General features: G+C 70.6%; 24 protein-coding genes. 10 read left to right on the top strand and 14 right to left on the bottom strand.

Annotated elements, in window-relative coordinates; genetic code table 11:
- Positions 1–67 precede the first annotated feature (67 nt).
- Positions 68–769, bottom strand: coding sequence for an ABC transporter ATP-binding protein (locus tag MKL01_RS14765; protein ID WP_243905965.1), 702 nt, complete (start codon positions 767–769; stop codon positions 68–70).
- A 225-nt stretch (positions 770–994) separates the two neighbouring features.
- On the opposite strand from MKL01_RS14765, the gene MKL01_RS14760 reads away from it, so the two are divergent.
- Positions 995–1,606: an arylesterase gene (locus MKL01_RS14760; RefSeq protein WP_243906024.1), complete on the top strand. Its 612-nt coding sequence runs from the start codon at positions 995–997 to the stop codon at positions 1,604–1,606.
- Positions 1,606–2,145: an RNA 2',3'-cyclic phosphodiesterase gene (gene thpR, locus MKL01_RS14755; protein ID WP_243905964.1), complete on the top strand. Its 540-nt coding sequence runs from the start codon at positions 1,606–1,608 to the stop codon at positions 2,143–2,145. The genes MKL01_RS14760 and thpR overlap by 1 nt, the downstream gene beginning before the upstream one ends.
- Before the next feature lie 90 nt (positions 2,146–2,235).
- On the opposite strand, the gene coaA is transcribed toward thpR, so the two are convergent.
- The 3 genes from coaA to MKL01_RS14740 form a co-directional block, all read right to left on the bottom strand.
- Positions 2,236–3,225 carry a type I pantothenate kinase gene (gene coaA, locus MKL01_RS14750; RefSeq protein WP_243905963.1) on the bottom strand — a complete coding sequence of 330 codons (990 nt, stop codon included), beginning with the start codon at positions 3,223–3,225 and terminating at the stop codon, positions 2,236–2,238.
- A complete protein-coding gene (locus MKL01_RS14745) occupies positions 3,222–3,545 on the bottom strand; it encodes a phosphoribosyl-ATP diphosphatase (protein WP_243905962.1) in 324 nt (107 codons plus the stop codon). The genes coaA and MKL01_RS14745 overlap by 4 nt, the downstream gene beginning before the upstream one ends.
- 326 nt (positions 3,546–3,871) lie before the next feature.
- Entirely contained in the window at positions 3,872–4,819 is a 948-nt protein-coding gene (locus MKL01_RS14740; protein WP_243905961.1) for an aspartate carbamoyltransferase catalytic subunit, read from the bottom strand.
- Positions 4,820–5,130: 311 nt separating this feature from the next.
- Between MKL01_RS14740 and MKL01_RS14735 the strand changes: the two genes are divergently transcribed.
- The 3 genes from MKL01_RS14735 (at position 5,131) to topA (ending at position 10,195) form a co-directional block, all read left to right on the top strand.
- On the top strand, positions 5,131–5,991 hold the full coding sequence (locus tag MKL01_RS14735) for a cytochrome b/b6 domain-containing protein (RefSeq protein WP_243905960.1): 861 nt from the start codon (positions 5,131–5,133) through the stop codon (positions 5,989–5,991).
- Positions 5,988–6,953, top strand: a complete 966-nt coding sequence (locus MKL01_RS14730; protein WP_243905959.1) for a molybdopterin-dependent oxidoreductase — start codon at positions 5,988–5,990, stop codon at positions 6,951–6,953. Before MKL01_RS14735 ends, MKL01_RS14730 begins: the two co-directional genes overlap by 4 nt.
- A gap of 533 nt (positions 6,954–7,486) precedes the next feature.
- Entirely contained in the window at positions 7,487–10,195 is a 2,709-nt protein-coding gene (gene topA, locus MKL01_RS14725; protein WP_243905958.1) for a type I DNA topoisomerase, read from the top strand.
- Positions 10,196–10,438: 243 nt separating this feature from the next.
- Here topA and MKL01_RS14720 read toward each other — a convergent pair whose 3' ends face one another.
- The gene (locus tag MKL01_RS14720; RefSeq protein ID WP_243905957.1) at positions 10,439–10,627 is read right to left on the bottom strand and encodes a hypothetical protein; all 189 of its coding nucleotides are present in this window, start codon (positions 10,625–10,627) and stop codon (positions 10,439–10,441) included.
- Positions 10,628–11,016: 389 nt separating this feature from the next.
- Between MKL01_RS14720 and parE the strand changes: the two genes are divergently transcribed.
- Positions 11,017–13,077, top strand: a complete 2,061-nt coding sequence (gene parE, locus MKL01_RS14715; RefSeq protein WP_243905956.1) for a DNA topoisomerase IV subunit B — start codon at positions 11,017–11,019, stop codon at positions 13,075–13,077.
- A gap of 27 nt (positions 13,078–13,104) precedes the next feature.
- On the opposite strand, the gene MKL01_RS14710 is transcribed toward parE, so the two are convergent.
- Both MKL01_RS14710 and MKL01_RS14705 read right to left on the bottom strand, forming a co-directional pair.
- The gene (locus tag MKL01_RS14710; protein ID WP_243905955.1) at positions 13,105–13,596 is read right to left on the bottom strand and encodes a PRC-barrel domain-containing protein; all 492 of its coding nucleotides are present in this window, start codon (positions 13,594–13,596) and stop codon (positions 13,105–13,107) included.
- 204 nt (positions 13,597–13,800) lie between these two features.
- On the bottom strand, positions 13,801–14,667 hold the full coding sequence (locus MKL01_RS14705) for an outer membrane protein (protein WP_243905954.1): 867 nt from the start codon (positions 14,665–14,667) through the stop codon (positions 13,801–13,803).
- A 410-nt stretch (positions 14,668–15,077) separates the two neighbouring features.
- On the opposite strand from MKL01_RS14705, the gene MKL01_RS14700 reads away from it, so the two are divergent.
- The 3 genes from MKL01_RS14700 to MKL01_RS14690 all read left to right on the top strand — a co-directional run bounded on the left by MKL01_RS14700 (position 15,078) and on the right by MKL01_RS14690 (position 18,315).
- Positions 15,078–15,431: a hypothetical protein gene (locus MKL01_RS14700; RefSeq protein WP_243905953.1), complete on the top strand. Its 354-nt coding sequence runs from the start codon at positions 15,078–15,080 to the stop codon at positions 15,429–15,431.
- A 189-nt stretch (positions 15,432–15,620) separates the two neighbouring features.
- The gene (locus MKL01_RS14695) at positions 15,621–17,153 is read left to right on the top strand and encodes a DEAD/DEAH box helicase (protein WP_243905952.1); all 1,533 of its coding nucleotides are present in this window, start codon (positions 15,621–15,623) and stop codon (positions 17,151–17,153) included.
- Positions 17,154–17,256: 103 nt separating this feature from the next.
- Complete coding sequence (locus MKL01_RS14690) at positions 17,257–18,315, top strand: GGDEF domain-containing protein (RefSeq protein ID WP_243905951.1); 1,059 nt, start codon at positions 17,257–17,259, stop codon at positions 18,313–18,315.
- A gap of 12 nt (positions 18,316–18,327) precedes the next feature.
- On the opposite strand, the gene MKL01_RS14685 is transcribed toward MKL01_RS14690, so the two are convergent.
- Both MKL01_RS14685 and MKL01_RS14680 read right to left on the bottom strand, forming a co-directional pair.
- Positions 18,328–18,705 (bottom strand): HesB/IscA family protein, encoded by a 378-nt coding sequence (locus MKL01_RS14685; RefSeq protein WP_243905950.1) that lies wholly within the window; start codon positions 18,703–18,705, stop codon positions 18,328–18,330.
- 122 nt (positions 18,706–18,827) lie between these two features.
- On the bottom strand, positions 18,828–19,820 hold the full coding sequence (locus tag MKL01_RS14680) for a threo-3-hydroxy-L-aspartate ammonia-lyase (protein ID WP_243905949.1): 993 nt from the start codon (positions 19,818–19,820) through the stop codon (positions 18,828–18,830).
- Positions 19,821–20,039: 219 nt separating this feature from the next.
- Here MKL01_RS14680 and MKL01_RS14675 point away from each other — a divergent pair, with 219 nt between their 5' ends.
- Positions 20,040–20,264 (top strand): hypothetical protein, encoded by a 225-nt coding sequence (locus tag MKL01_RS14675; RefSeq protein WP_243905948.1) that lies wholly within the window; start codon positions 20,040–20,042, stop codon positions 20,262–20,264.
- A gap of 57 nt (positions 20,265–20,321) precedes the next feature.
- Here the strand turns inward: MKL01_RS14675 and lpdA are convergent, their stop codons facing one another.
- From lpdA to MKL01_RS14650, 5 genes are read right to left on the bottom strand one after another with little or no spacing between them, the layout of a single operon-like run.
- Positions 20,322–21,761, bottom strand: coding sequence for a dihydrolipoyl dehydrogenase (lpdA, locus tag MKL01_RS14670; protein ID WP_243905947.1), 1,440 nt, complete (start codon positions 21,759–21,761; stop codon positions 20,322–20,324).
- 55 nt (positions 21,762–21,816) lie between these two features.
- Positions 21,817–22,065, bottom strand: coding sequence for a hypothetical protein (locus tag MKL01_RS14665; RefSeq protein WP_243905946.1), 249 nt, complete (start codon positions 22,063–22,065; stop codon positions 21,817–21,819).
- Positions 22,066–22,110: 45 nt separating this feature from the next.
- On the bottom strand, positions 22,111–23,526 hold the full coding sequence (locus tag MKL01_RS14660; RefSeq protein WP_243905945.1) for a pyruvate dehydrogenase complex dihydrolipoamide acetyltransferase: 1,416 nt from the start codon (positions 23,524–23,526) through the stop codon (positions 22,111–22,113).
- Between the two features lie 4 nt (positions 23,527–23,530).
- Positions 23,531–24,124, bottom strand: a complete 594-nt coding sequence (locus MKL01_RS14655; RefSeq protein WP_243905944.1) for a Uma2 family endonuclease — start codon at positions 24,122–24,124, stop codon at positions 23,531–23,533.
- A 15-nt stretch (positions 24,125–24,139) separates the two neighbouring features.
- Positions 24,140–24,415, bottom strand: a complete 276-nt coding sequence (locus MKL01_RS14650) for a DUF5076 domain-containing protein (protein WP_243905943.1) — start codon at positions 24,413–24,415, stop codon at positions 24,140–24,142.
- Between the last annotated feature and the right edge of the window lie 20 nt (positions 24,416–24,435).

The following is a 24,435-nucleotide window of genomic DNA, read 5'->3' as shown; positions in this document are numbered from 1 at the left end:
CGGGGGCCACCCTCCCCCGCAGAGGGGGGACGGAACGCGCACAGAGCGCCGCGCTTGAATGCCCTCATCACGCCGCCACCGCCTCCTCGATCCGCCCCGAGCGCAGCCGCACGGTGCGGTCGCACAGGCGGGCGAGGCCGTTGTCGTGAGTGACCAGCACCAGCGTGGCGCCGCGGTCGCGCTTCAGCCGGAACAGGAGGTCGACGATCTGGCGGCCGGTGGCCTCGTCGAGGTTGCCGGTGGGCTCGTCGGCCACCAGGATCGCCGGGTCGGGGGCGACCGCCCGGGCGATGGCGACGCGCTGCTGCTCGCCGCCCGAGAGCTGCGCCGGGTAATGGTGCAGCCGGTGCCCGAGGCCGACCGCCTCCAGCTCGGTCCGGGCCCGCTCCTGGGCGCCGGGCCGGTCGGCGAGTTCCAGAGGCAGCGCCACGTTCTCCAGCGCCGTCATGGTCGGCACGAGGTGGAAGGCCTGGAACACGATGCCGATGCGCCGGCCCCGGAACCGGGCGAGGGCGTCCTCGTCGAGGCGGGCGAGTTCGGTGTCCTCGACCACCACCCCGCCGGAATCCGGCCGCTCCAGTCCGGCCATCACCATGAGCAGCGTCGACTTGCCCGAGCCGGACGGGCCGACGAGGCCCACCGCCTCGCCGCGGGCGACGCCGAGGGAGATGCCGCGCAGGACATGGACCCGGGCGGCGCCGCGGCCGAGGCTGAGATCGATGTCGGACAGCGCGATCGCCGGCTCGCGCAGCACCTTGCCGTGGCTCATCGAGCGGCCGATCTGTGGGCGATGACGAGCATGGCGCGCGAGGTCCTGTCTTGGCTACGAGCTTGGCGACGAGCGAGGTCGCACCGTTGGCTGCACGATCCGCGGCCCGGGCTGCGGTTGCACCGCGATATGGGTCCCGCATTGGGGCCGCGCCATGACGAAGCCGGTGTGCGGTGGCGCACGGCCCTGTTTGCCGCAGCGCTCGCCGTTCTGGCCCTCCCCGCGATGACGGCCCCCGTGACAAAGGCGCAGGCCGCCCCGGGCGGCCCGGTCAAGCTCGTCGCCCTCGGCGACAGCCTGACCGCGGGCTATCGCCTGCCCGCCGACGCCGCCTTCCCGACCGTGCTGGAGCGGCTGCTCCGGGCCCGGGGCGACGACGTGTCGGTCGCCAATGCCGGCGTCTCCGGCGACACAGCCACCGGCGGCCTCGACCGGGTCGACTGGTCGGTGCCGGACGGGACCGCCGGGGTGATCCTCGAACTCGGTGCCAACGACATGCTGCGCGGCACCGATCCGGCGGTGACCGAGGGGGCACTCTCGGCGATCATCGAGCGGCTGAAGGCGCGGGGCATCCCGGTCCTGCTCGCCGGCATGCAGGCTCCGCCCAATCTCGGCCCCGACTACAAGGCGCGGTTCGACGCGATCTTTCCCGCGCTCGCCAAGCGCTACGGCCTGACGGTGTACCCGTTCTTCCTGGACGGGATCATCGGCGACCGGGCGCAGCACCTCGACGACGGGATCCACCCGAACCGTCAGGGGGTCGAGACGATCGCGGCCCGCATCCTGCCGACGGTGCAGGGCTTCCTGGACCGGATCCGCCAGGCGCCGGTGCGCTGATGCCGCGCCTGTTCACCGGGCTCGCCGTGCCGCCGGCGATCGCCGACGCGCTGAAGGCCTACCAGGGCGGCCTGCCGGGCGCCCGCTGGATCGAGCCCGGCGACTTCCACGTGACCCTGCGATTCATCGGCGACGTCGAGGCGGCGACGGCCGACGACGTGGTCGAGGCGCTGTCCGAGATGCGGCCGCGCCCTGCCCTGACGGTGACGCTCACCGGCCTCGGCCTCTTCGGCGGCGACAAGCCCCGGGCGCTCTACGCGGCGGTGAGTCCGGAGCCGGGCCTGACCGATCTCCAGGCCGAGCAGGAGCGGCTGGTCCGCCGGGCCGGCGTGGAGCCGGAGCGGCGCAAGTTCACCCCGCACGTGACCCTGGCCCGCCTGCGGCGCGGCGCGACGCCGGAGGCGGCCGCGATGTACCTGTCGCAGGCGCCGGTCTTCGCGCCGCTGACGTTCACAGTGGACCGGGTGACGCTGTTCTCGGCGCGGAACTCCACCGGGGGCGGGCCGTACGTGGCGGAGGCGGCGTTTCCGTTCGCTTAGGTGGCAAGGTCCGTATCTGCCGCGCGCCCTCCCTCCCCCGCAGAGGGGGGGGAGCGCCGCGGGGCCGGTGCGGCCTATCCTCGGATCGACCTACAACCGCCGCAGCGCCACGCTCTCGATCCGGTGGCTCGCGCCCTTGGTGAGGATCAGGCTCGCCCGCTGGCGCGTGGGCAAAATATTCTCGCGCAGGTTCGGCAGGTTGATCGTGGTCCAGAGCCGGTCGGCGGTGTCCAGCGCCTCGGCCTCGGGGATCCCGGCATATTTCCGGAAGTAGGAACGCGGGTCCCGGAACGCGGTCTGGCGCAGCTTCATGAAGCGGGTGACGTACCAGCGGTGCAGATCGTCCTCGTGGCCGTCGAGATAGATCGAGAAGTCGAAGAAGTCGGAGACGAACGGGATCGCGGTCCCGTCCCGGGGCAGGCGGGCGGGCTGGAGCACGTTCAGCCCCTCGACGATCAGGATGTCGGGGCTCTCCACCACCCGCTCCTCCCCGGGCACCCGGTCGTAGACGAGGTGCGAATAGAGCGGCGCGGTCACGCGCTTGTGGCCGGCCTTCACGTCGTGGAGGAAGCGCAGCAGGGCGGCGGTGTCGTAGCTCTCGGGAAAGCCCTTGCGCTCCATCAGGCCGTTGGCGGCGAGGTCGGCGTTCGGCAGCAGGAACCCGTCGGTGGTGACGAGATCGACCTTCGGGGTGTTGGGCCAGCGCGCCAGCAGGGCGGTCAGGATGCGCGCGGTCGTCGACTTGCCCACCGCCACGGAGCCGGCCAGCCCGATAATGTAGGGCGCCTTGGTCTCGCGCTCGGCGAGCAGGAAGCGCTGCGTCGCCTTGAACAGGCCCTGCGTCGCCGCGACGTAGAGCGCCAGGAGGCGCGACAGCGGCAGATAGATCGCCTCCACCTCCTCCACCGAGATCGGGTCGTTGATCGATTGCAGCCGCTCCAGATCCTCCTGCTTGAGGGTGAGCGGCGTGTCGGCGCGGAGCTGCGCCCACTCATCGCGGCTGAAGCGGCGATAGGGCGAGAGCCTGTCCGACGCTTCGAGGATCGCCTCGACCGAGCCCGGCAGCGCGGCCGCGTTCACGCGTGGCGCCTCGCCGCCTTCTCGGCGATCCCGCTCTGTGCGGTCCGGCGCTCCAGCTCGGCCATCACGGCGTCGAGTTCGACCCCGCCGGCCCGGAGCAGCACGACGAGGTGGTAGAGTACGTCCGCGGCCTCGTTCATCAGGCCGGTCTTGTCGCCCTGCACGGCCGCGATGGCCGCCTCCACCGCCTCCTCGCCGAGCTTCTTGGCCGCCTTGGCGGGCCCCTCCGACAGGAGCTTGGCGGTGTAGGAGGTGGCGGGGTCGGTCCCGGCGCGGCTCGCCACGAGGGCTGCGAGGTCGGCGAGCGTGTAGGCGGTCATGAAGCGATCTGCATGTTGGGCTAGCCTCGCCGCAGGGTTGAGGCCGGATTTCGGCAGGAAACTGCGCTACGGCCGGCCCGCGGGCAAGCGGAGCAGGTGAAGGCCGACCGGCTTTGTTCGCCGAAGCCGATCCGAGGACGCCGACCTTTTCCCGGGCGCATGGAGCGCCAGCGGAATGCGACCCGGGATCCAGCGCAAGACATCGCGAAGCGTCCATACGGAGCCGCTTGCGCGGCGCTCTGCGTGCTGGGTCCCGGATCACCTTCCACTGCGTTCCAGGTGTCCGGGAAAGGAACGCGTCTCATCGCCCGCCGAATCGAGCCGCCTCACTCGTTCGGCAGGTGCCGGGCGAGCGCCTCCAGCACCGCCATCCGCACGGCGACGCCCATCTCGACCTGCTCGCGGATCAGCGACTGCGCGCCGTCGGCGATCTCGGAGGAGATCTCGACGCCGCGGTTCATCGGGCCCGGATGCATCACCAGGGCGTCGGGCTTGGCCAGCGCCAGCTTCTCGGCGTCGAGGCCGAAATAGCGGAAATACTCCTTCACCGAGGGCACGAACGAGCCGTTCATGCGCTCGCGCTGGAGCCGCAGCATCATGACGATGTCGCAGCCGACGAGGCCCTTGCGCATGTCCGTGAAGGTCTCGACGCCGAAGCGCGCGATCCCGGCGGGCAGCAGGGTCGAGGGCGCGATCAGGCGGACCCGGGCGCCCATCGCCTGCAGCAGGATGATGTTCGAGCGCGCCACCCGCGAGTGCAGGACGTCCCCGCAGATCGCCACCTGGAGGCCCTCGATCCGGCCCTTGTTGCGGCGGATCGTGAGCGCGTCGAGCAGCGCCTGGGTCGGGTGCTCGTGCGCCCCGTCGCCGGCGTTGATCACCGCGCAATCGACCTTGCGGGCGAGCAGATGCACGGCGCCCGCCGATTCGTGGCGGACCACGATGATGTCGGGCCGCATGGCGTTGAGCGTCGCGGCGGTGTCGATCAGGGTCTCGCCCTTCTTCACCGAGGACGAGGCCACCGACATATTCATCACGTCGGCGCCGAGGCGCTTGCCGGCCAGCTCGAACGACGATTGCGTCCGGGTCGAGGGCTCGAAGAACAGGTTGATCTGGGTGCGGCCGCGCAGGGTCGTGCGCTTCTTCTCCACCTGCCGGGAGATGTCGACGGCGGCATCGGCGGCGTCGAGCAGGACCTCGATGTCGGGCCGGGTGAGGCCCTCGATGCCGAGGAGATGCCGGTGCGGGAAGGCCGGGGGCGCGGGCGTCGTCATGATGAGGCCCGGGTGTAGGTGCGGCGCGCCCGGCGGGCAAGGCCGTGATGATGATACATCGACATCGGAGGGAGACGAGCGACCGGAACCGCCGCCCTCCCTCCCCCCCTCTGCGGGGGAGGGAGGGCGCATGGGGGGGCGTTGCTCTCATACTGCAATGTGTCGATCCGGTCGCCCAGCAAGGCAGGAAGCCGCCTGCGGCGTTTTTTTCCCGTGGATGGTAACCGGCGTGGCCCGCGCCACGTATCCGACCGAACGGCTGGGACTCGGACATGTCCCGGCCCCGCGACGCCTGACCGGGATCCCGATACGTGGCCGCCTCCCCTGCCCTCGAAGCCCCCGAGACCGTCGACCGCCAGGGGCGCCGCTGGTTCTACCGCCACCCGCTGGTGATCCGGCTGGCGCACTGGATCAACGCCGCGGTGCTGCTCGTGCTGCTGATGAGCGGCCTGCAGATCTTCAACGCCCACCCGGCCCTCTACTGGGGGGCGGTCTCGACCTTCGACAATCCGGCGCTCGCCATCACCAGCGAGCAGGGCCCCGGCGGCGCGAACCGCGGCGTGGTGACGGTCGGCGCGCACAGCTTCGACACCACGGGGATCCTGGGCCTGTCGCGCGACAGCGGCGCCGAGGTGGAGCGGGCCTTCCCCTCCTGGGCGACCCTGCCGTCCGACCAGGACCTCGCCACCGGACGGCGCTGGCACTTCCTGTTCGCGTGGCTCCTGGTGATCAACGGCGCGGTCTATCTGGCGTACGGGCTGTTCAGCGGCCAATTGCGCCGCCGCCTGATCCCGGACGGCGACCAGATCCGCGACTTCGGCGGTTCCGTGAAGGAGCACCTGCGCCTGCGCTTCCCCGAGGGCACGGAGGCCAAGCGCTACAACGTCATCCAGAAGCTGACCTACCTCGTCCTGGTCCTGGGCCTCCTGCCCGCGATGGTGCTGGCCGGGCTCGCCATGTCGCCGGGGATGGATGCCGCCTGGCCCTGGCTCACCGATCTGTTCGGCGGCCGGCAATCGGCGCGCAGCGTCCACTTCATCGCCGCCGGCCTGATCGTGCTGTTCGTGGTGGTCCACGTGCTGCTCGTGATCGTCTCCGGGCTCGTCAACAACATGCGCGGCATGATCACCGGCTGGTTCAGCCTCGGCCGTGACCGGGAGACCGCGCGATGATCCTCCAGCGCCGCAAGCTCCTCACCGCCGGCGCCGGCCTGGTGGGCACCGCCCTGCTCGGCGGCTGCGACCGGTTCGCCGGGACCGACACGGGTCAGCGCACCCTCAAGGTCGGGGAGGACGCGAACCTGTACGTCCAGCGCCTGCTGATGTCGCCCGCGACGCTGGCCCGGGAATTCCCGGCCGCGATGATCTCCCCCTGGTTCAAGCCGAACGGCACCATCGACCCGCCGGACCGCGCGTTTCGCGCCCTCGCGGCGAACAGGTTCGCGGATTTCAAGCTGGTGGTCGACGGTCTGGTGCAGACGCCGCTGTCGCTGAGCCTCGCGGACCTGCGCGCCCTGCCCGCGCGCAGCCAGATCACCCGCCACGACTGCGTCGAGGGCTGGAGCTGCATCGGCCAATGGTCCGGCGTGCCGCTGTCCGAGTTGCTGAAGCGGGCCAAGTTGAAGCCGCAGGCGCGCTACGCGGTGTTCCACTGCGCCGACACGCTGGAATATGCCGGCGGCGGCCTCGAAGGCGGCGACGGCGCGTCCCTGTGGCGTCCCGGCCATCCGGGCGCGGTGCGCGATGCCTACGTCCAGCTCGCCGCCGCCGACGATTGGGGCGGCGCGCCGACCAAGAGCGACGCCCCGAAGGACGATTGGGGCCAGGGCGCCCCCGACGCAACGGAGCCCGCCGATGCCCCGGCCAAGGATGGGCGGACGCCGATCCGCTATTACGAGAGCATCGACCTCTACGACGCGGCCAACCCGCAGACGATCCTGGCCTACGACCTCAACGGCAAGCCGCTGCCGGTCTCCAACGGGGCGCCGCTGCGCCTGCGGGTGGAGCGCCAGCTCGGCTACAAGCAGGCCAAGTACGTGATGCGGGTGGAGCTGGTGGAGTCGCTCAAGGGCCTCGGCCAGGGCAGCGGCGGCTACTGGGAGGATCGCGGCTACGAGTGGTACGCCGGGATCTGAGTTCTCATCGGGAACTGCGACGCGCGACTCTCCTTCCCCCCTCTGTGGGGGAGGGTGGCCCCCGAAGGGGGGCGGGAGAGGAGAGCGACGGTGCAGGATTGAACGCCGGCCTGCATGACGGTCGCGCTCTTTTCTGAAGCCGGGTTCCCCTCGCCCGACCCCTGCTGACGCACGCGCTCTCCCTCCCCCGCAGAGGGGGGAGGGAGAGCGCGTGCGATGTCTGGATTGCGAGTGCGTCGACCGGCCGGTGATCCCGAACCCAACGTGCGAATCCGCAAGCACCACCAGGGTCCGCCTGCGCTTGGCAGGATCGTAAATGACCGCCCGCGCGCACCGATCATATAAGCCGTGCGCGGGGCTTACGACGAGGCCCTCGGGCGAGGCTTGCGCGGATCCGCCATTTGACAACCCGCTGCCCGTGACCCACTTGTCCCCGGCGCGCGGCCCCGGCCCGACGGCGGGCTTCAGTCCCACGCGAATCTCGAACAGAATTCGTCCGTCGCGCCAGGCTCCGTCGAGGGGCAGAGGTCTGAATGAAAGTCGTCGTCGTCGAGTCGCCGGCCAAAGCCAAGACGATCAATAAGTATCTCGGCCGCGACTATGAAGTCATCGCCTCCTTCGGGCATATCCGCGACCTGCCGGCCAAGGACGGCTCGGTCGATCCCGAGCAGGATTTCCACATGGTCTGGGAGCTGGCCGACCGGGGCGCCAGCCGCGTCAGCGAGATCGTCAAGGCGGTCAAGGGTGCCGACAAGCTGATCCTGGCGACCGACCCCGACCGCGAGGGCGAGGCGATCTCCTGGCACGTCCTGGAGGCGCTGAACGCCCGCAAGGCGCTCAAGGGCATCCCGGTGGAGCGCGTCACCTTCAACGCCATCACCAAGGCCTCGGTCGAGGCGGCGATGCGCAAGCCGCGCGAGATCGACCAGGCGCTGGTCGACGCCTACCTGGCGCGCCGGGCGCTGGACTACCTCGTGGGCTTCAACCTCTCGCCGGTCCTGTGGCGCAAGCTGCCGGGCGCCCGCTCGGCCGGCCGCGTGCAGTCGGTGGCCCTGCGGCTCGTGGTCGAGCGCGAGATGGAGATCGAGCGGTTCAAGCCGCGCGAGTACTGGACGATCATCGCGACGCTGACCACCGCCGACGGCGCGACCTTCGAGGCCCGCCTCGTCGGCGCCGACGGCAAGCGGATCCAGCGCCTCGACGTCGGTACCGGCGACGACGCAGCCGCGTTCAAGCGCGACCTCGAACTCGCGACCTTCCAGGTGGCGAGCGTGGAGGCGAAGCCCGCCAAGCGCCATCCGCAGCCGCCCTTCACCACCTCGACCCTGCAGCAGGAGGCCTCGCGCAAGCTCGGGATGGCGCCGGCCCAGACCATGCGGGTCGCCCAGCGTCTCTACGAGGGCGTCGATACCGGCGGCGAGACGGTCGGCATCATCACCTACATGCGGACCGACGGCGTCGACATGGCGCCGGAGGCGATCCAGGACGCCCGCCGGGTGATCGGCAAGGAGTTCGGCGACCGCTACGTGCCGGACGTGCCGCGCAAGTACAGCGTCAAGGCCAAGAACGCCCAGGAGGCCCACGAGGCGGTGCGGCCGACCGACATGGGCCGCCTGCCCAAGATGGTCGCGCGTTACCTGGAGCCGGAGCAGGCCAAGCTCTACGACCTGATCTGGACCCGCACCATGGCGAGCCAGATGGAATCGGCCGAGCTGGAGCGCACCACCGTGGAGGTCACCGCGCGGGTCGGCCCCCGCCAGATCGACCTGCGCGCCACCGGCCAGGTGGTGAAGTTCGACGGCTTCCTGGCCCTCTACCAGGAGGGCAAGGACGACGAGGAGGACGAGGAGAGCCGCCGCCTGCCGCCCATGAAGGCCGGCGACCCGCTGACCCGCGAGCGCATCGCCTCGACCCAGCATTTCACCGAGCCGCCGCCGCGCTACTCCGAGGCGAGCCTCGTGAAGCGCATGGAGGAACTCGGCATCGGCCGGCCCTCGACCTACGCGGCGGTCCTCCAGACCCTGCGGGATCGCGAGTACGTCAAGATCGAGAAGAAGCGGCTGCAGCCGGAGGACAAGGGGCGCCTCGTCACGGGCTTCCTGGAGAGCTTCTTCCGGCGCTACGTCGAGTACGACTTCACCGCCGACCTGGAGGAGCAGCTCGACCGGGTCTCCAACGCCGAGATCGACTGGCGGGCGGTGCTGCGCGACTTCTGGCGCGATTTCTCGGCCGCCATCGGCGAGACCAAGGAGCTGCGCGTCACCGACGTGCTGGAGGCGCTCAATGGCCTCCTCGGCCCGCACATCTTCCCCGACAAGGGCGACGGCTCGAACCCGCGCACCTGCCCGACCTGCGGCGCCGGCCAGCTCTCGCTGAAGCTCGGCAAGTTCGGCGCCTTCATCGGCTGCTCGAACTACCCGGAGTGCAAGTACACCCGCCAGCTCTCGGCCTCGGGGGTGGACGGCGACGGCGACGGTTCGTCGGCCGAGGGCGGGCAGCCGGGCGTCCGGGTGCTGGGCAACGATCCCGCCACCGGCCTGCCGGTGACGATCCGCGACGGCCGCTTCGGGCCCTTCGTCCAGCTCGGCGAGGCCTCGACCGAGAAGGGCGCCGAGAAGCCGAAGCGCTCCTCCCTGCCGAAGGGCCTCTCGCCCTCCGAAGTCGGCCTGGACAAGGCGCTGGCCCTGCTGGCCCTGCCCCGGGAGGTGGCGCGCCATCCCGAGACCGGCGAGCCGATCCTGGCCAGTCTCGGCCGCTTCGGCCCCTACGTGCAGCACGGGAAGACCTACGCCAATCTCGGCAAGGACGACGACGTGCTGGAGATCGGGGCCAACCGCGCCATCGACCTGATCGTCGCCAAGGAGCAGGGGGGCGGGCGCGGCCGTCCGGCCGCCGATCCGGGCCGGCCGCTCGGCAAAGATGCGGCGAGCGGGCGCGACCTCGTGGTCAAGGCCGGCAAGTACGGCCCCTACGTCAGCGACGGCGAGGTCAACGCCACCCTGCCGAAGACGATGAGCGCCGACGCGCTCACGCTGGACGAGGCGATCGCCCTGGTGAACGCCAAGCGCGCCTCGGGCGGCGGCAAGCCGGTCAAGCGGGGTGGGACGCGCAAGACCGGCGCCAAGACCGGTGCCAAGACCTCGGCACGGGCAGCGACCGGCGACAAGCCGGCGGCCAAGAAGACCGCCGCGAAGAAGCCGGCCGCCAAGAAGGCGCCGGTGAAGAAGTCGCGTACGGGCTGAGGGACGCGCAGGAGCGGAGGGGCGTGGATGATCCGAACCGCGGCCCTCACCTGACGTGACCGTCAGCGGGCCGCGAGGGCGGGCGCCACGGATTGCAAGGGCTTCCTAACGCCTCCTGCGAGGCTGCCGCTCCGCTCAGGCACCTCAGAATGAGGGTGTGACTTGGAGATTGTGCCGGCCCCGCGACGGCGTGCGCAACCCGTCGTTGCGAAGATAGGACGCGCTGAGCAGATCCTGTCTGGCTCAGACCAGGTAGGTGATGGTCGCCGCCACTGCGGTCGCGAAGGTCGCCAGCGCGATCGTCGTGGCGTTCACCAGGGCGCGGGTCTGGGGGAGGCCGACCGCCTCGTCCTCGAACCCGAAGGCGGCGCCGGCGGCGTGCTCGAACCGGATCAGGGTGAGGCGGCGCGCCTCGATTGCGGCGTCACTCATCGACTGCAACTCCCCGGACAGCGGCTCCGTGACCACGGTCAAGTCACATCTCCCTCGATAACGTCCATCCGCCCGCGCCGTTCCGGTGGAGAACTGCCGAGATTGGACGGACAGCCCGCGGGAAAGCTTTAACCCTTTGTTGTGCAACGTCGTGATGACGGACGGCGCGGCCGTCCCGGACGGCGGCTCCGCGCCGGCCCTCGCTCGCGGCGGCGCAACATGCGATGATGTGGCCCCATCGCCCGCAGGCGAAGGGCTTTGATGTTTCTGTTTTGTTCCGCTACCATGCGGGGATGAAGGCGCATGCTCCGAAATCCCAGACCCGTCCTCTCCAGAACCGTCTGCGCGAGCCGGAGCCGAGCGACGCCCCCCGCGCGCGGAGGCCGCGCGTGAGCGATCCGGCGCGCGACCTGTTCGGGCCGGGTAGCAAGGGGCCCGCCGCCCGGCCGCCCGAGGCGCGGCGGCGCTTGGCCGCCTCGACCTCCGTGCCGACCCTCGCGGCGGCCGAGCCCGAGGCCGGCTACACCGCGTCCGACATCGAGGTGCTGGAGGGTCTGGAGCCGGTCCGGCGCCGGCCCGGCATGTATATCGGCGGCACCGACGAGCGGGCGCTGCACCACCTCTTCGCCGAGGTGATCGACAATTCCATGGACGAGGCGGTGGCCGGCCACGCCAGCTTCATCGAGGTGGAGCTGGAGGAATCCGGCTCCCTGGTGATCACCGACAACGGCCGCGGCATCCCGGTGGACCCGCATCCGAAATTCCCAGGCAAGTCGGCGCTCGAGGTCATCATGACCACGCTGCACGCCGGAGGTAAGTTCGACTCGAAGGTCTACGAGACCTCCGGCGGCCTGCACGGCGTCGGCATCTCGGTGGTGAACGCGCTCTCCGACGTGCTGGAGGTCGAGGTCGCCCGCAACCAGACCCTCTATCGCCAGACGTTCTCGCGCGGTCACGCGCAGGGGGCGCTGGAGCTGGTCGGGCGGGTGCAGAACCGGCGCGGGACGCGGGTGCGCTTCCACCCCGATGCCGAGATCTTCGGCTCGCTGAAGTTCGACCCGCGCCGCCTGTTCAAGATGGCGCGCTCGAAGGCCTACCTGTTCGGCGGCGTCGAGATCCGCTGGCGCTGCGCCCCCGCCCTCCTCGAGGGGCTGGAGGGCGTGCCGGCCGAGGCCGTGCACCGCTTCCCCGACGGGTTGCGCGACTACCTCGCCCGGGACATCGACGGCAAGGAGCTGGTCACCGAGGCGATGTTCACCGGCAAGATCACCAAGCCGGGCTCCCACGGGTCGCTGGAATGGGCGGTGGCCTGGATGGTCGCCGACGACGGGGTCTCGCATTCCTACTGCAACACGATCCCGACGCCGGAGGGCGGCACCCACGAGGCCGGCCTGCGCGTCGCCCTGCTGCGGGGCCTGCGCGAGCATGCCGAGCGGGTGAACCAGGCCAAGCGCATGACGGCGGTGACCACCGACGACGTCATGGCCACCTGCGCGTCGATGCTGTCGGTGTTCATCCGCGAGCCCGAGTTCCAGGGCCAGACCAAGGACAAGCTCGCCACCGTGGAGGCGCAGCGCATCGTCGAGACGGCGGTGCGGGACGCCTTCGACCACTGGCTCGCCGCCTCCCCGGCGCAGGCCAACAAGCTGCTCGACTGGGTGATCGACCGGGCCGAGGAGCGCCTGCGCCGCCGCCAGGAGAAGGAGGTCGCCCGCAAGAGCGCGACCCGGAAGCTGCGCCTGCCCGGCAAGCTCGCCGATTGCTCGGCGGCCGGCACCGCGGGCTCGGAGATCTTCATCGTCGAGGGCGACTCGGCCGGCGGCTCGGCCAAGCAGGCCCGCGACCGGGCGACCCAGGCGATCCTCCCCTTGCGCGGCAAGATCCTCAACGTCGCCTCGGCGTCGCGCGACAAGCTCGGCGCCAACCAGCTGATCTCGGACCTGACGCTGGCGCTCGGCTGCGGCACCGGCGCGGCCTTCCGCGAGACGGACTTGCGCTACGACAAGGTGATCATCATGACGGACGCCGACGTCGACGGCGCCCACATCGCCTCGCTGCTGATCACCTTCTTCTACCGGCAGATGCCGAAGCTGATCGACCGCGGCCACCTCTACCTGGCGATCCCGCCGCTCTACCGGCTGCAGCAGGGCTCGAAGGTGGCCTATGCCCGGGACGATGCCGACCGGGAGCGCATCACCAAGACGGTGTTCAAGGGCGGCAAGGTCGAGATCGGGCGGTTCAAGGGCCTGGGCGAGATGATGCCGGCCCAGCTCAAGGAGACCACCATGGACCCGAAGAAGCGCACGCTCCTGCGCGTCGCGGTCCTGGACGAGGCCCGGGAGTCCACCGGCGACACGGTCGAGCGCCTGATGGGCAACAAGCCCGAGGCCCGCTTCGCCTTCATCAGCGAGCGCGCGGCCTTCGCCGAGGGGGCGGACCTGGATATCTGAGGGCGGTCGCGGTCCCCGGGACGGCGGTCAGCGCCCGGGGATCGCCTTCGCCGGGTCGAAGGGCTGAGCCGCCGCCACCGTGTCCCGGCTCAGGGTGAGGATCGCCGAGAAGCGGCTCCCCCCCGGCCGCAGGACCAGCGCGCCGGGATCCACCGCGATGCGCTTGCTGCCCAGTCCGAGAAATCCGCCGACATCGATCACCACCGCCTTGAACGTCCCGCCGTCGGTGATCAGGAGATCGTCGATCTTGCCGACGCTCTCGCCGGCGGCGTTGCGCACCTCCACGCCGATCATCGTCGTGGCGAGGAACGCGGCCGGCTTGAGCCCCTGACGCTTGGCGGCATCCTCGGCGCTCGCGGCCTCCATCATCCGGCCGGCGCTGCTGCCGTCCGTCGCGGTGCCCGGTCCGGTTCCGGGCAGCACCGTGTTGTTGCCGATCACGGTGGCGTCCTGCGCGCCGACTGGCGTGCCGGAGAGGCCGAAGACCGCCAGCGCGAGAGGGAGGATTGGGCTGCGCACGGCTGATCGCTCCGGAGCGCCCGCTCGCGATGCGGCGCCGCCGGGCCAATCGTCTGATGCCGGCCCGGTTCCGGACCCGCATGTCGCACCCGCGCCGGCCGTGGTCCGGACACGCGAACGAGCCCGGACACGCGAAAGGGCCCGACCATGCGGCCGGGCCCTTCCCATGCATGGAGCCGGCGGTGCCGGCTCCGATGTCCGGTCTCAGTACGAGCCGAACTTGTAGTTGACGCCGGCGCGGACGACCGCGAACTCGGTGTTGGCGGCGGCGCCGTTCAGGTAGGCGGTGCCGTTCGGGGCCAGGATCGTCGGGTAGAACACGCCGCTGGCGGCGTTCTTCTGACGGTCGAGGTTCACGTACAGGCCTTCGACCTTCAGCGTCACGGCCGAGGACTTGAAGAAGTTCAGGAACGAGTCGGTGGGCAGGGCGTACTCGATGCCGCCGCCGACGGCGTAGCCGGTGCGGAAGCTGTCGCGGAAGCGGTTGCCGGCGAAGTTCTGGTCGTCCTGGCCCGAGCCGTAGGCGAAGCCGCCGGTGCCGTACACGAGGGTGCGGTCGAAGGCGTAGCCGAGGCGGCCGCGCACGGTGCCGAAGTAGTCGAGGCCGTTGCCGCTGGTGGCCACGTAGGCGCGCGGCGGCGAGAAGGCGTAGCCCGGGGCGCCGACGCCCGTGTAGTTCTGCGTGCCGTTGGCGCGGCGGGCGAAGTCGACGTACTGCGCGTCAGCCTCGAAACCGACCACGAAGCCCGAGCCCGGCGTGAACTGATAGTTATAGCCGATCTGGGCGCCGCCGGTGAAACCGTCGTTGTTGTTGCGGTTGTTGACGCTGATGACGGCGTTGGTATCGGGCGAGTTGACCACCGAGCCGTACGGCAGGGCGTAGTTGGTGGTGTTGCGGCTGTTGGCATCGAAGCCGTAGCCGGCGTTCACACCGAAGTAGAAGCCGGTCCAGGTGAAGACGGGAACCGGCGTGAACACTGGCGGCGGAGCGGCGCGGCGGGGAAGATCGGCCGCGGATGCTGTGACGGTCATGCCCGCAAGAACGGTCGACGCAAGGAGAAGCTTCTTCATGATTCCAAAGGTCCTGGTTAGCTTGAGCCGGCAGCCTTCTAGGCGCTCTCGATCGGCGGGTCTGTCGCTTTCCTGCAACAAGCACCGTCAGACTAGCGGTTTCCCGTCAACGAAAGATGAAGACTAATGAGACGTATCCCCGAGCTCCCGGCACAATCGGCGCGGGGCAATCCGAGTCTATGGCCGAGAAACCGGGAAGACTAGCCGGAGGGCAAGGCCACGATGCTGTGGCGGCCGCCGGTGAGACCCGGGAGATCATCCCGCGCACCGCGGAGGTGCCGCGCGGGTGGTCGTTATATTCTGGCACAACTGAGGGTGGGGCATTCGCGCCGCCGTAAGGTGGCGGTTAACCCTGTTCCCCGAAGGTCCGGCGTCGAGGGCCGGCTTGTGGCTCGGCCGAGAGACCTGCCATGCACAGAGGCGACGACCGGGGCGTCAGGCCCTTCGGCAGGCGCCGGCCCCCGGACGGCCAGGCCGGACCGCATGCCGCTGCCGCGAGCCCGGACCGGGCCGCCCCCGCCCGGGTGGCGGGGCCCCTCCCCTGGGCGCTGCGGATGGCGGGGTTCGTCGGGCTCCTGGCCGTGATCGCCGCCCTCCAGCTCGCGCGGTTGAGCCAGCCCGACGAGGGCGCCGTCCGGCTGGCCCTCGACGCGCCGCGGGCGCCGGTCGATCCCGAAACGACCGGTGCGATCGCCGCCGACGCCGCCCGGGCCGCGCGTCTGAACCCCTGCCTGGTCCCCGCGGCCGACGCCGTGAGGCCCTGACCGGCCGCGATCGCCTGTGCGCGATGGCGCGCCGATGGGCATTGTGAGATTGACAAGCCGCGCCAAGCCCCTAACTGACAGGGACCATGCGCCCTGCGGCCCCGGGAGATTCCCGCGCGAGCCTTCCCCAGCCGTTGCCGCGACGGTGTCCATCGCGCCGGCTCGGCGCGCAACGGTTCCTGAACGCAGATGCCTTTTACCGACCTGGGACTGAGCGAAAAAGTCCTGAACGCCGTCGAGACGGCGGGTTACACCGAACCGACGCCGATCCAGGCCGAGGCCATTCCCCATGTCCTGGCACGCCGCGACGTCCTCGGCATCGCCCAGACCGGCACCGGCAAGACCGCGGCGTTCACGCTGCCGATGCTGACGCTCCTGGAGAATGGCCGGGCCCGCGCCCGGATGCCGCGGACGCTGATCCTCGAGCCGACCCGCGAGCTGGCGGCCCAGGTGGTCGAGAACTTCGACCGCTACGGCACCAACCACAAGCTCAACGTCGCGCTGATCATCGGCGGCGTCTCCTTCGCCGAGCAGGACGCCAAGCTCATGCGCGGCACCGACGTGCTGATCGCCACGCCGGGCCGCCTCCTCGACCATTTCGAGCGCGGCAAGCTGCTGCTCACCGGGGTCGAGCTGCTGGTGATCGACGAGGCCGACCGCATGCTCGACATGGGGTTCATTCCCGATATCGAGCGCATCGTGAAGATGGTGCCGTTCACCCGGCAGACCCTGTTCTTCTCCGCCACCATGCCGCCGGAGATCGAGCGGCTGGCGGACATGTTCCTGCACAACCCGCAGCGGGTCGAGGTGGCCCGGCCCGCCTCCACCGCCGCGACGATCACGCAGCGCCTCGTCGCCACCGGCGCCGAGGGGCAGGCCAAGCGCGAGCGCCTGCGCGACCTGATCCGCGGCGAGGCCGCGCTGAAGAACGGGATCATCTTCTGCAACCGCAAGCGCGACGTCGCCCTGCTGCAGAAGTCGCTGGTCAGCCACGGCTTCGACGCGGCGGCCCTCCACGGCGACATGGATCAGCGCGCGCGCACGACCGCCCTGGACGCCTTCCGCAACGGCGAGACCGCGCTCCTCGTCGCCAGCGACGTCGCGGCCCGCGGCCTCGACATCCCGGCGGTCAGCCACGTCTTCAACTTCGACGTGCCGCATCATCCGGAAGACTACGTCCACCGGATCGGCCGCACCGGCCGCGCCGGCCGGTCGGGCACGGCCTACACGCTGGCCTCCTCCGAGGATTCCCGATCCATCGGCGCGATCGAGTCGCTCATCGGGCAGCCGATCCCCTGGTTCGACGGCGACCTGTCGACGGTGGCCGCGTCCTCGGCCGAGACCGGCACCCGGCATCGCGGCCGCTCCGGCGACACCCGCCGCGGCGCGCGTCCGGCCAGGGCGTCGGGCAAGCCCGCGGACCGGGCCCCGGACCGTCCGGCCGCGGACAGCGCAACGGCCGAGACCGGGGCCGCAGAGATGCGGGCCACCGGCGAGGCGGCGGGCCGCTCCCGGTCGCGCGGCGGGCGCAGTGGTGCCGCGACCCCGCGGACCGAGGCACGTCCGGCGCCGCGCAACGAGGGGCGGTCGGGGCCGCGCCCCGAGGGCGGCCGCGAGGAACGCGGGCGCCGGCCCGAGCCGGACGGCGACACGCCCGTCGGCCTCGGCTCGCACGTTCCGGCCTTCCTGCTTCGTCCAGTTTCGGCAAAGAAAGAGAAGTAACAGGCGTCTCTACGGCTTAACTGTCCGGCTACTTCCCTGCCCTAGATTGATTTCCGGGCCGCGGCGTTTCGAAGCGTCGGCGACTTGAGGCGGCGGGACAGGGATGAGCCACGAGATTCCTTCGGATCGTGATCGCAGCTTCGCCCTGGCGAAGCGCACCCACGACCTGATCCGCGATTACGGTCCCTGCGCGACGCCGCGCGCCTACGCCGTCTGGTACGCCTACGCGTCGGGGGAATCCCCGCTGCTCGGCGACGCGGTGAAGCGCCTGACCACGCAGAACGGCCGCCTGACCGAGCTGGATATCGACGACCTGCACGAGACCTATCTGGACGGGCGGCGGCTGGCGAATGCCGCCGACGATGTCGGCCGGATGATCCTGACCGAGATCGCGGCGGTGACCGAGATCCTCGACCTGTCCCTCGGCTCCACCGCCCAGTACGGCGAATCCCTGCGCGGGCTCGCCCTCGACCTCGCGCAGGGTCCCCCGAGCCGGGCGCGGCTGGGCGAGATCCTGTCGACGCTGGTCTCCACCACCCGCGAGGTGGCGGTGAACAACCGGGTCCTGGAAGCGCGGATGCGCGACACCCGCGGCGAGATCGAGACCCTGCGCGAGACCCTCGAGGCGACCCGGCTCGAGAGCCTCACCGACACCCTGACCGGCCTGTCGAACCGCAAGCAGTTCGAGGAGACCCTGAAGGCGACGGTCGAGGCGGCGCGTCTGCGTCCGAGCCCGATGAGCCTGATCATCCTCGACATCGACTTCTTCAAGCGCTTCAACGACCTGTACGGCCACCTGACGGGCGATCAGGTCCTGCGGCTCGTGGCAATCGTCATGCGCGAGAGCGCGGGCAAGCAGGCCCAGCTCGCCCGGTTCGGCGGCGAGGAATTCGGCATCGTGCTGCCCGGGGTGGACCGCGCCGGGGCCCGGCAGCTGGCCGAGACCGTCCGGGCCAGCGTGATGGGGCGCGAGCTGATCAAGCGCTCCACCGGCGAGTCGCTCGGCAAGATCACGGTCTCGCTGGGCGTGGCGGTGCTGCGCCAGGGCGACACGCCGGCCTCGCTGATGGAGCGGGCCGACCTGTGCATGTTCGCCGCCAAGCGCGCGGGCCGCAACCGCGCCGTGGACGACGCGGCCGAGTCCCTGTCGCAGGTGGCCTGAGCGGCGTCGGGATCAGGCCCGGGCCGGCATCCGGTCCTCGGAGACCGGCGTGATCGCCACCGACTCGCCGCAGCCGCAGGCCGAGGTCTGGTTCGGGTTGTTGAACACGAACTGGGACGCCAGCTTGTTGGTGGTGAAGTCCATCTCGGTGCCGAGCAGGAACAGCACCGCCTTTGGATCGACGAACACCCGCACGCCGCGATCCTCGACCACGTCCTCGCCGGGTTTGGCGCCTTCCGCGTATTCCATCGTGTACGACATGCCCGCGCAGCCGCCGTTGCGGACGCCGACCCGCAGGCCGGCGATCGGCCGGTCGGCATCCGCCATGATCGCCTTGATCCGGTCGGCGGCCCGATCGGTCAGCGAGAGAACCTTGAACCCAGTCGACATCGTCACCCTCCCGCCCAACCGGGTTCAAGGCCCGGGGACGCGCATTCTGACAGACACAAGATAAGCATCCGTCGGCGGCGGGTCCACCGCGCCCGGGTCACACCGGCCGGTCATTCCGCGCGTCAGGCCGCCTCGCCGACGAGCCGGGCGAAACTCGCCAGGTCGACGTTGCCGCCGCTGATCACCACGCCGACGCGCTTGTCCCGGACATCCACGAGCCCGTTGAGCACCGCCGCCGCCGCGAGGCAGCCGGTCGGCTCGACCACGATCTTCATCCGGCTGGCGAAGAACCGCATGGTCTCCACGAGCTGGGCGTCCGTGACCGTGACGATGTCGGCGACGTGCCGGCGGATGAGCGCGAAGGTGAGGTCGCCGAGGGCGGTCGATTGCGCCCCGTCGGCGAGGGTGCGGGGCACCGGGATCGTCACGATCCGGCCCTCGCGGAACGAGCGCTGCCCGTCGTTGCCGGCCTCCGGCTCGACGCCGATCACCCGGCAGCCCGGCGACAGCTCGGCCGCGGCGAGGGCGCAGCCGGCGAGCTGTCCGCCGCCGCCCAGGCAGGCGACCAGCACGTCGAGCGGCCCCGCCGTCTCGATCAGCTCCTGAGCCAGCGTGCCCTGCCCGGCGATGACGTCGGGATGATTGAACGGCGGGATCAGCGTCAGGCCCCGCGGCCCCGCGATCTCCCGGCCGAGGGCCTCCCGGTCCTGGGTGTAGCGATCGTACAGGACCACCTCGGCGCCGTAGCCCCGGGTGCCCTCGATCTTCGCCGCGGGGGCGTCCGCCGGCATGATGATCGTGGCGGCGGTGCCGAGGAGCCGGCTCGCCAGGGCGATGGCCTGGGCATGGTTGCCCGACGAGAAGGTGATCACCCCGCGGGCGCGCTCCGCTTCGGACAAAGCGCTGATCGCGTTGTAGGCCCCGCGGAACTTGAAGGCGCCGGCCCGCTGCAGGTTCTCGGCCTTGAAGAATAGCCGCGCGCCGGTCATCGCGTCCGCGGTGCGCGAGGTCAGGACCGGTGTGCGGTGCGCCACCCCGGCGATGCGCTCCGCGGCGCATGCCACGTCGGCGAAGGTGGGAAGGCCGCCGGCCGCTGCGTCGTGTTCGCCCTGCATCGAATCCCGTCCCGCTCGCGCTCCGTGTCGCGGCGATTCATACGGGCGATCGGCCGCGCGCGCATCCCGGTCCGCTGCACGGCCGCAAGCGGAGCCATTCGCCGGCTCAATGCTTATCCCTGCGGGAACAATCTTGGCAGCAGGGCTGGGGGGCGGCTTCGGCATGCGGATGGGATCGGATCTTTTTCGGCGCGCGGGACCGGCCGGGGGCGGCGCGTCGTGAGCGCCTGGATCCGCGAGCGTCCCCTGGGGGACGGCGCCACCGAAGTCACGTTCCGCGGCCGCGGGTTGGCCCTGCGCTCCGGCGCGCGGCTGATCCTCTTGGTGTGCCCGCTCTGCTCGCAGCGGAATGCCAAGCGGGGGGCCGAGCGGGGGATCTGTGAATGGTGCGCGTATGTGCCGGCGCTGGAGGAGGCGGAGCCGGTGGAGGTGGGGCGCGGATAAGTCCTATTGTCGTCGAGCCCGAGACTTGGCGTCGACGACCACAGGACCCAGGTCCGCCTACGTATGGATCACCTTCCCATACGCATCCAGCACGCTCTCGTGCATCATCTCGCTGAGCGTCGGGTGCGGAAACACCGTGTGCATCAGCTCCTCCTCGGTGCTCTCCAGGTTCATCGCCACCACGTAGCCCTGGATCAGCTCGGTCACCTCGGCGCCGACCATGTGGGCGCCGAGCAGCTGGCCGGTCTTGGCGTCGAACACGGTCTTGATCAGCCCGTCCGGCTCGCCGAGCGCGATCGCCTTGCCGTTGCCCGCGAAGGGGAAGCGGCCGACCTTCACGGAAAACCCCTGCTCCTTGGCCTTGGCCTCGGTCAGCCCGACGCTGGCGATCTGCGGCTGGCAGTAGGTGCAGCCCGGGATCTTGGCCTTGTCCATCGGGTGGGTGTGCAGGCCCTTGATCGTCTCGATGCAGATGACGCCCTCGTGCTCGGCCTTGTGGGCGAGCATCGGCGGGCCCGCGACGTCGCCGATGGCGTAAAGGCCGGGCACGTTGGTGCGGCCGAGCCCGTCCGTCACCACGATCCCGCGGTCGATCTTAACCCCGAGCTTTTCCAGGCCGATCCCCTCGATGTTGCCGACCACGCCCACCGCCGAGATCAGCTTCTCCGCCGTGATGGTCTGTGACTTTCCGTCGCCGCCCTCGATGGTCGCCGTGACCGAGTCGGCACCCTTCTCGACCTTGGTCACCTTGGCGCCCGTGAGGATCTTGATGCCCTGCTTCTCGAAGCGCTTGCGGGCGAGGCCTGCGATCTCGGCATCCTCCACCGGCAGGATCTGCGGCAGCAGCTCGACCACGGTCACCTCGGCGCCCATGGTCCGGTAGAACGAGGCGAACTCGATGCCGATGGCGCCCGAGCCCATCACCAGCAGGCTCTTGGGCATCGTCTCGGGGACCATGGCCTCGTAGTAGGTCCAGATCAGCTTCTTGTCGGGCTCGATGCCGGGGATCGCCCGGGGCCGGGCGCCGGTCGCCACGATGATGTGCTTGGCGCTGTAGGTGCCGGCGCCCTTGGCGCCCTTCGGCGGCTCGGCGCGCTTGGTCTCCGTGACGGTGACCTGGCCGGGCTGGTTGCCCTTGGCGACGCTGTCGACCGCGGCCTCGCCCCAGATCACGTCGACCTTGTTCTTCTTGAGCAGCATGCCGACGCCGCCGTTGAGCCGGCCCGAGACCCCGCGCGAGCGCTTCACGATCGCGGCCGTGTCGAACCCGACCTTCTCGGCGGTCAGGCCGTAATCGCCGGCGTGCTGGAAGTAGTGGTAGATCTCGGCCGAGCGGAGCAGGGCCTTGGTGGGGATGCAGCCCCAGTTCAGGCAGATGCCGCCCAGGTGCTCGCGGTCGACCACCGCGGTCTTGAAGCCGAGCTGCGCCGCCCGGATCGCCGTGACGTAGCCGCCGGGCCCGGCGCCGATAATGAGGACGTCGTAGGTGTCGGACATCGTGTCTCAGCTCTCCGCTGTGTGGCGCGCGCCCGCACCGTCGTTGACGCGGCGATCAGGACGAGGTCTCCAGCGCGCCTAGCCGCTGCTCCATGGCCTTGATCGTCTTCTTGATCGTCTGGAGATCCGCCTTCGCCTGCGTGCCGAGGCCGGTCTCGTAGGCGACGTAGATCTCCAGTTCTTCGAGCTTCTCGGTATGACCCGTCAGGGTCGTCCTGATCGCTGCGACATCGCGCTTCACCTCGGCGATGTCGCTCTGCATCCGTTGAAGGACCGGCAGAACCAGATCGGTAACTTCGGACACGCGACTCTCCTTTGATCGCTCAGGCGATCATAGCAGAGTCGCCCCTCACACCAGCATGCCCATCGGGTTCTCGATCAGCCCCTTGAAGGCCGAGACCAGCTCCGCGCCGAGCGCCCCGTCGAGCACCCGGTGGTCGCACGACAGGGTGGCGGTCATCACCTGGACCACCGCCGGTGCCCCGTCCTTCACGACGACGCGCTTCTCGCCCGCGCCCACCGCCAGGATGCTCGATTGCGGCGGGTTGATCACCGCCGTGAAGTGCTTGATCCCGAACATGCCGAGGTTCGACACCGAGGTGACGCCGCCCTGGTATTCCTCCGGCTTCAGCTTCTTCGCCCGGGCGCGCGCCGCGAAATCCTTCATCTCGTTGGAGATGGTCGAGAGCGTCTTCTCGTTCGCCCTGCGGATCACCGGGGTGAACAGCCCGCCGTCGATCGCCACCGCGACCCCGACCTCGGCGTTCTTGAAGCGCAGGATCCGGTCCTCGGCCCAGACCGCGTTGGCGGCCGGGACCCGGGTAAGCGCGAGGCCCATCGCCTTGATGACGAAGTCGTTCACCGAGAGCTTGAAGGCCGGCTTGCCGTCCTTGTCCTTGCCGGCGGCGCCGTTCAGCGTCTCGCGCAGCTTCATCAGGGCGTCGAGCTCGCAATCCACCGTGAGGTAGAAGTGCGGGGCCACCTGCATCGCCTCGGTGAGGCGCTTGGCGATGGTCTTGCGCATGCCGTCGAGGGGCACTTCCTCGTAGGAATCCTTGGCGAAGAAGCCCCGGACCTGATCGACCGTGAGGCCGGCCGGCGCGCCGGCCGCGGGGGCGGCCTTCGGGGCGGCCGCCTTCGGCGCCTCGGCGGCGGCCTGCGGCGCGGGCGCCCTGGTGGCGCCGGAGGCCTTCGCGGCCTGGACGTCGCGGGCGATGATGCGGCCGTGCGGCCCGCTGCCCTGGACGGCGCCGAGCTCGACGCCCTCCTGCTTGGCGATTCGCCGGGCGAGCGGCGAGGCGAAGACCCGTCCGCCGGATCCGGCCGCGCCCGCCTGCGGGGCGCCGCTCGGCTGCGCGCCCTCCGGCGCGGCGTTGACCCGCTCGTACGACATGTGGCCGCCGCCGGGCGTGGTGTTCTGGTCGGCCGCCGAGGCGTCGGCCTTGGGCTCAGGCTTGGATTCGGCCGCCCCGTTGGAGGCCGCCTTCGGCGCGCCGCCGGCCTGGACGCTCGACGGGTCCTCGCCCTCGCCCGCGATGATGGCGATCAGGTCGTTGACCGGCACGTCCGCGGTGCCCTCGGGGACGAGGATCTTGGCGAGGACGCCCTCGTCGATGGCCTCGACCTCCATGGTGGCCTTGTCGGTCTCGATCTCGGCCAGCACGTCGCCGGACTTGATCGGATCGCCCTCCTTCTTCAGCCACTTGGCGAGGTTGCCCTTCTCCATGGTGGGCGAGAGCGCGGGCATCAGCACGTTGATCGGCATGGCATCAGGTCTCGGGCAAGGCCGGGGCGGCCGGATCGTCGAAGGGGAACAGGTCGTCGAGGGGAAACGGGACGGCGTCGAAGGGCGGCAGCGCCACGGTCTCGCCGCGCTGGATCGTGGCGAGGAGGACCCAGCGCCCGTCCGCGAGGGCGAAACCTTCGAGCACGCCCGCGGCCGGATCGAGCAGCCAGAGGTGACCGATCAAGGCTTCCGCGTAGATGCGGCGCTTCGGACCCCGGTCGAGGCGGGTGGTGGAGGGCGAGAGGATCTCGCAGACCCAGTCCGGCGGGGTCGTGATGAAGGCGTCCTCGGGTTCGGTCGGCATCCGCGCGCGGCGCCAACCCGCGAGATCCGGCACGACCACGTCGGGGCCGAGATGAAGCTCCGGTTCGATCATGAAGATCCAGCCTCCGGGACCGCCACGCCCATAGCGGAACGGGGTGCCCAGCACGGAGGATAGGTCGGACGCCGCCATCGCGTGCCGGGGCCGCGGCCGCGGATGCGTCTCCAGCACTCCGTCGATGATCTCGGCGACGAGATGCTCCGGGACCGCTTCCAGATCCGCGTAGGTCGCCTGCCGGACGGCCGCCTCAGCCATGGTCGGACACCATCGCTAGTTGAGGCCGCCGGGGTCGAGCCCCTCGGCCTCCCATCCGGCGCGGATGCGCTCCACCGCCTCCTCCTCCGACATGTCGGTCTCCAGCGCGTAGGCGCGGGCGGCCTGCCGGGCGAGGTCGGCCAGGAGCCGGCCCCAGGTCGCCGGATCGTCGAAGGAGCGGCGGAGCGCGACGCTCACGGCGCCGTCCACCACCGCGGCGCGCAGCACCTCGACGCCGCCCTGTTCCTGGGCGTCGGGCGGGATGGCGAGTTCGGCGAAATCGTTGCTCATGGCGCGCCGGCTGTTCCTTG

The sequence above is a fragment of the Methylobacterium sp. J-070 genome (assembly GCF_022829385.1).
Classification (GTDB): Bacteria; Pseudomonadota; Alphaproteobacteria; order Rhizobiales; family Beijerinckiaceae; genus Methylobacterium.
The sequence above is the reverse complement of the archived record's forward strand: the minus strand, read 5'-3'. Positions and strand labels throughout refer to the sequence as shown.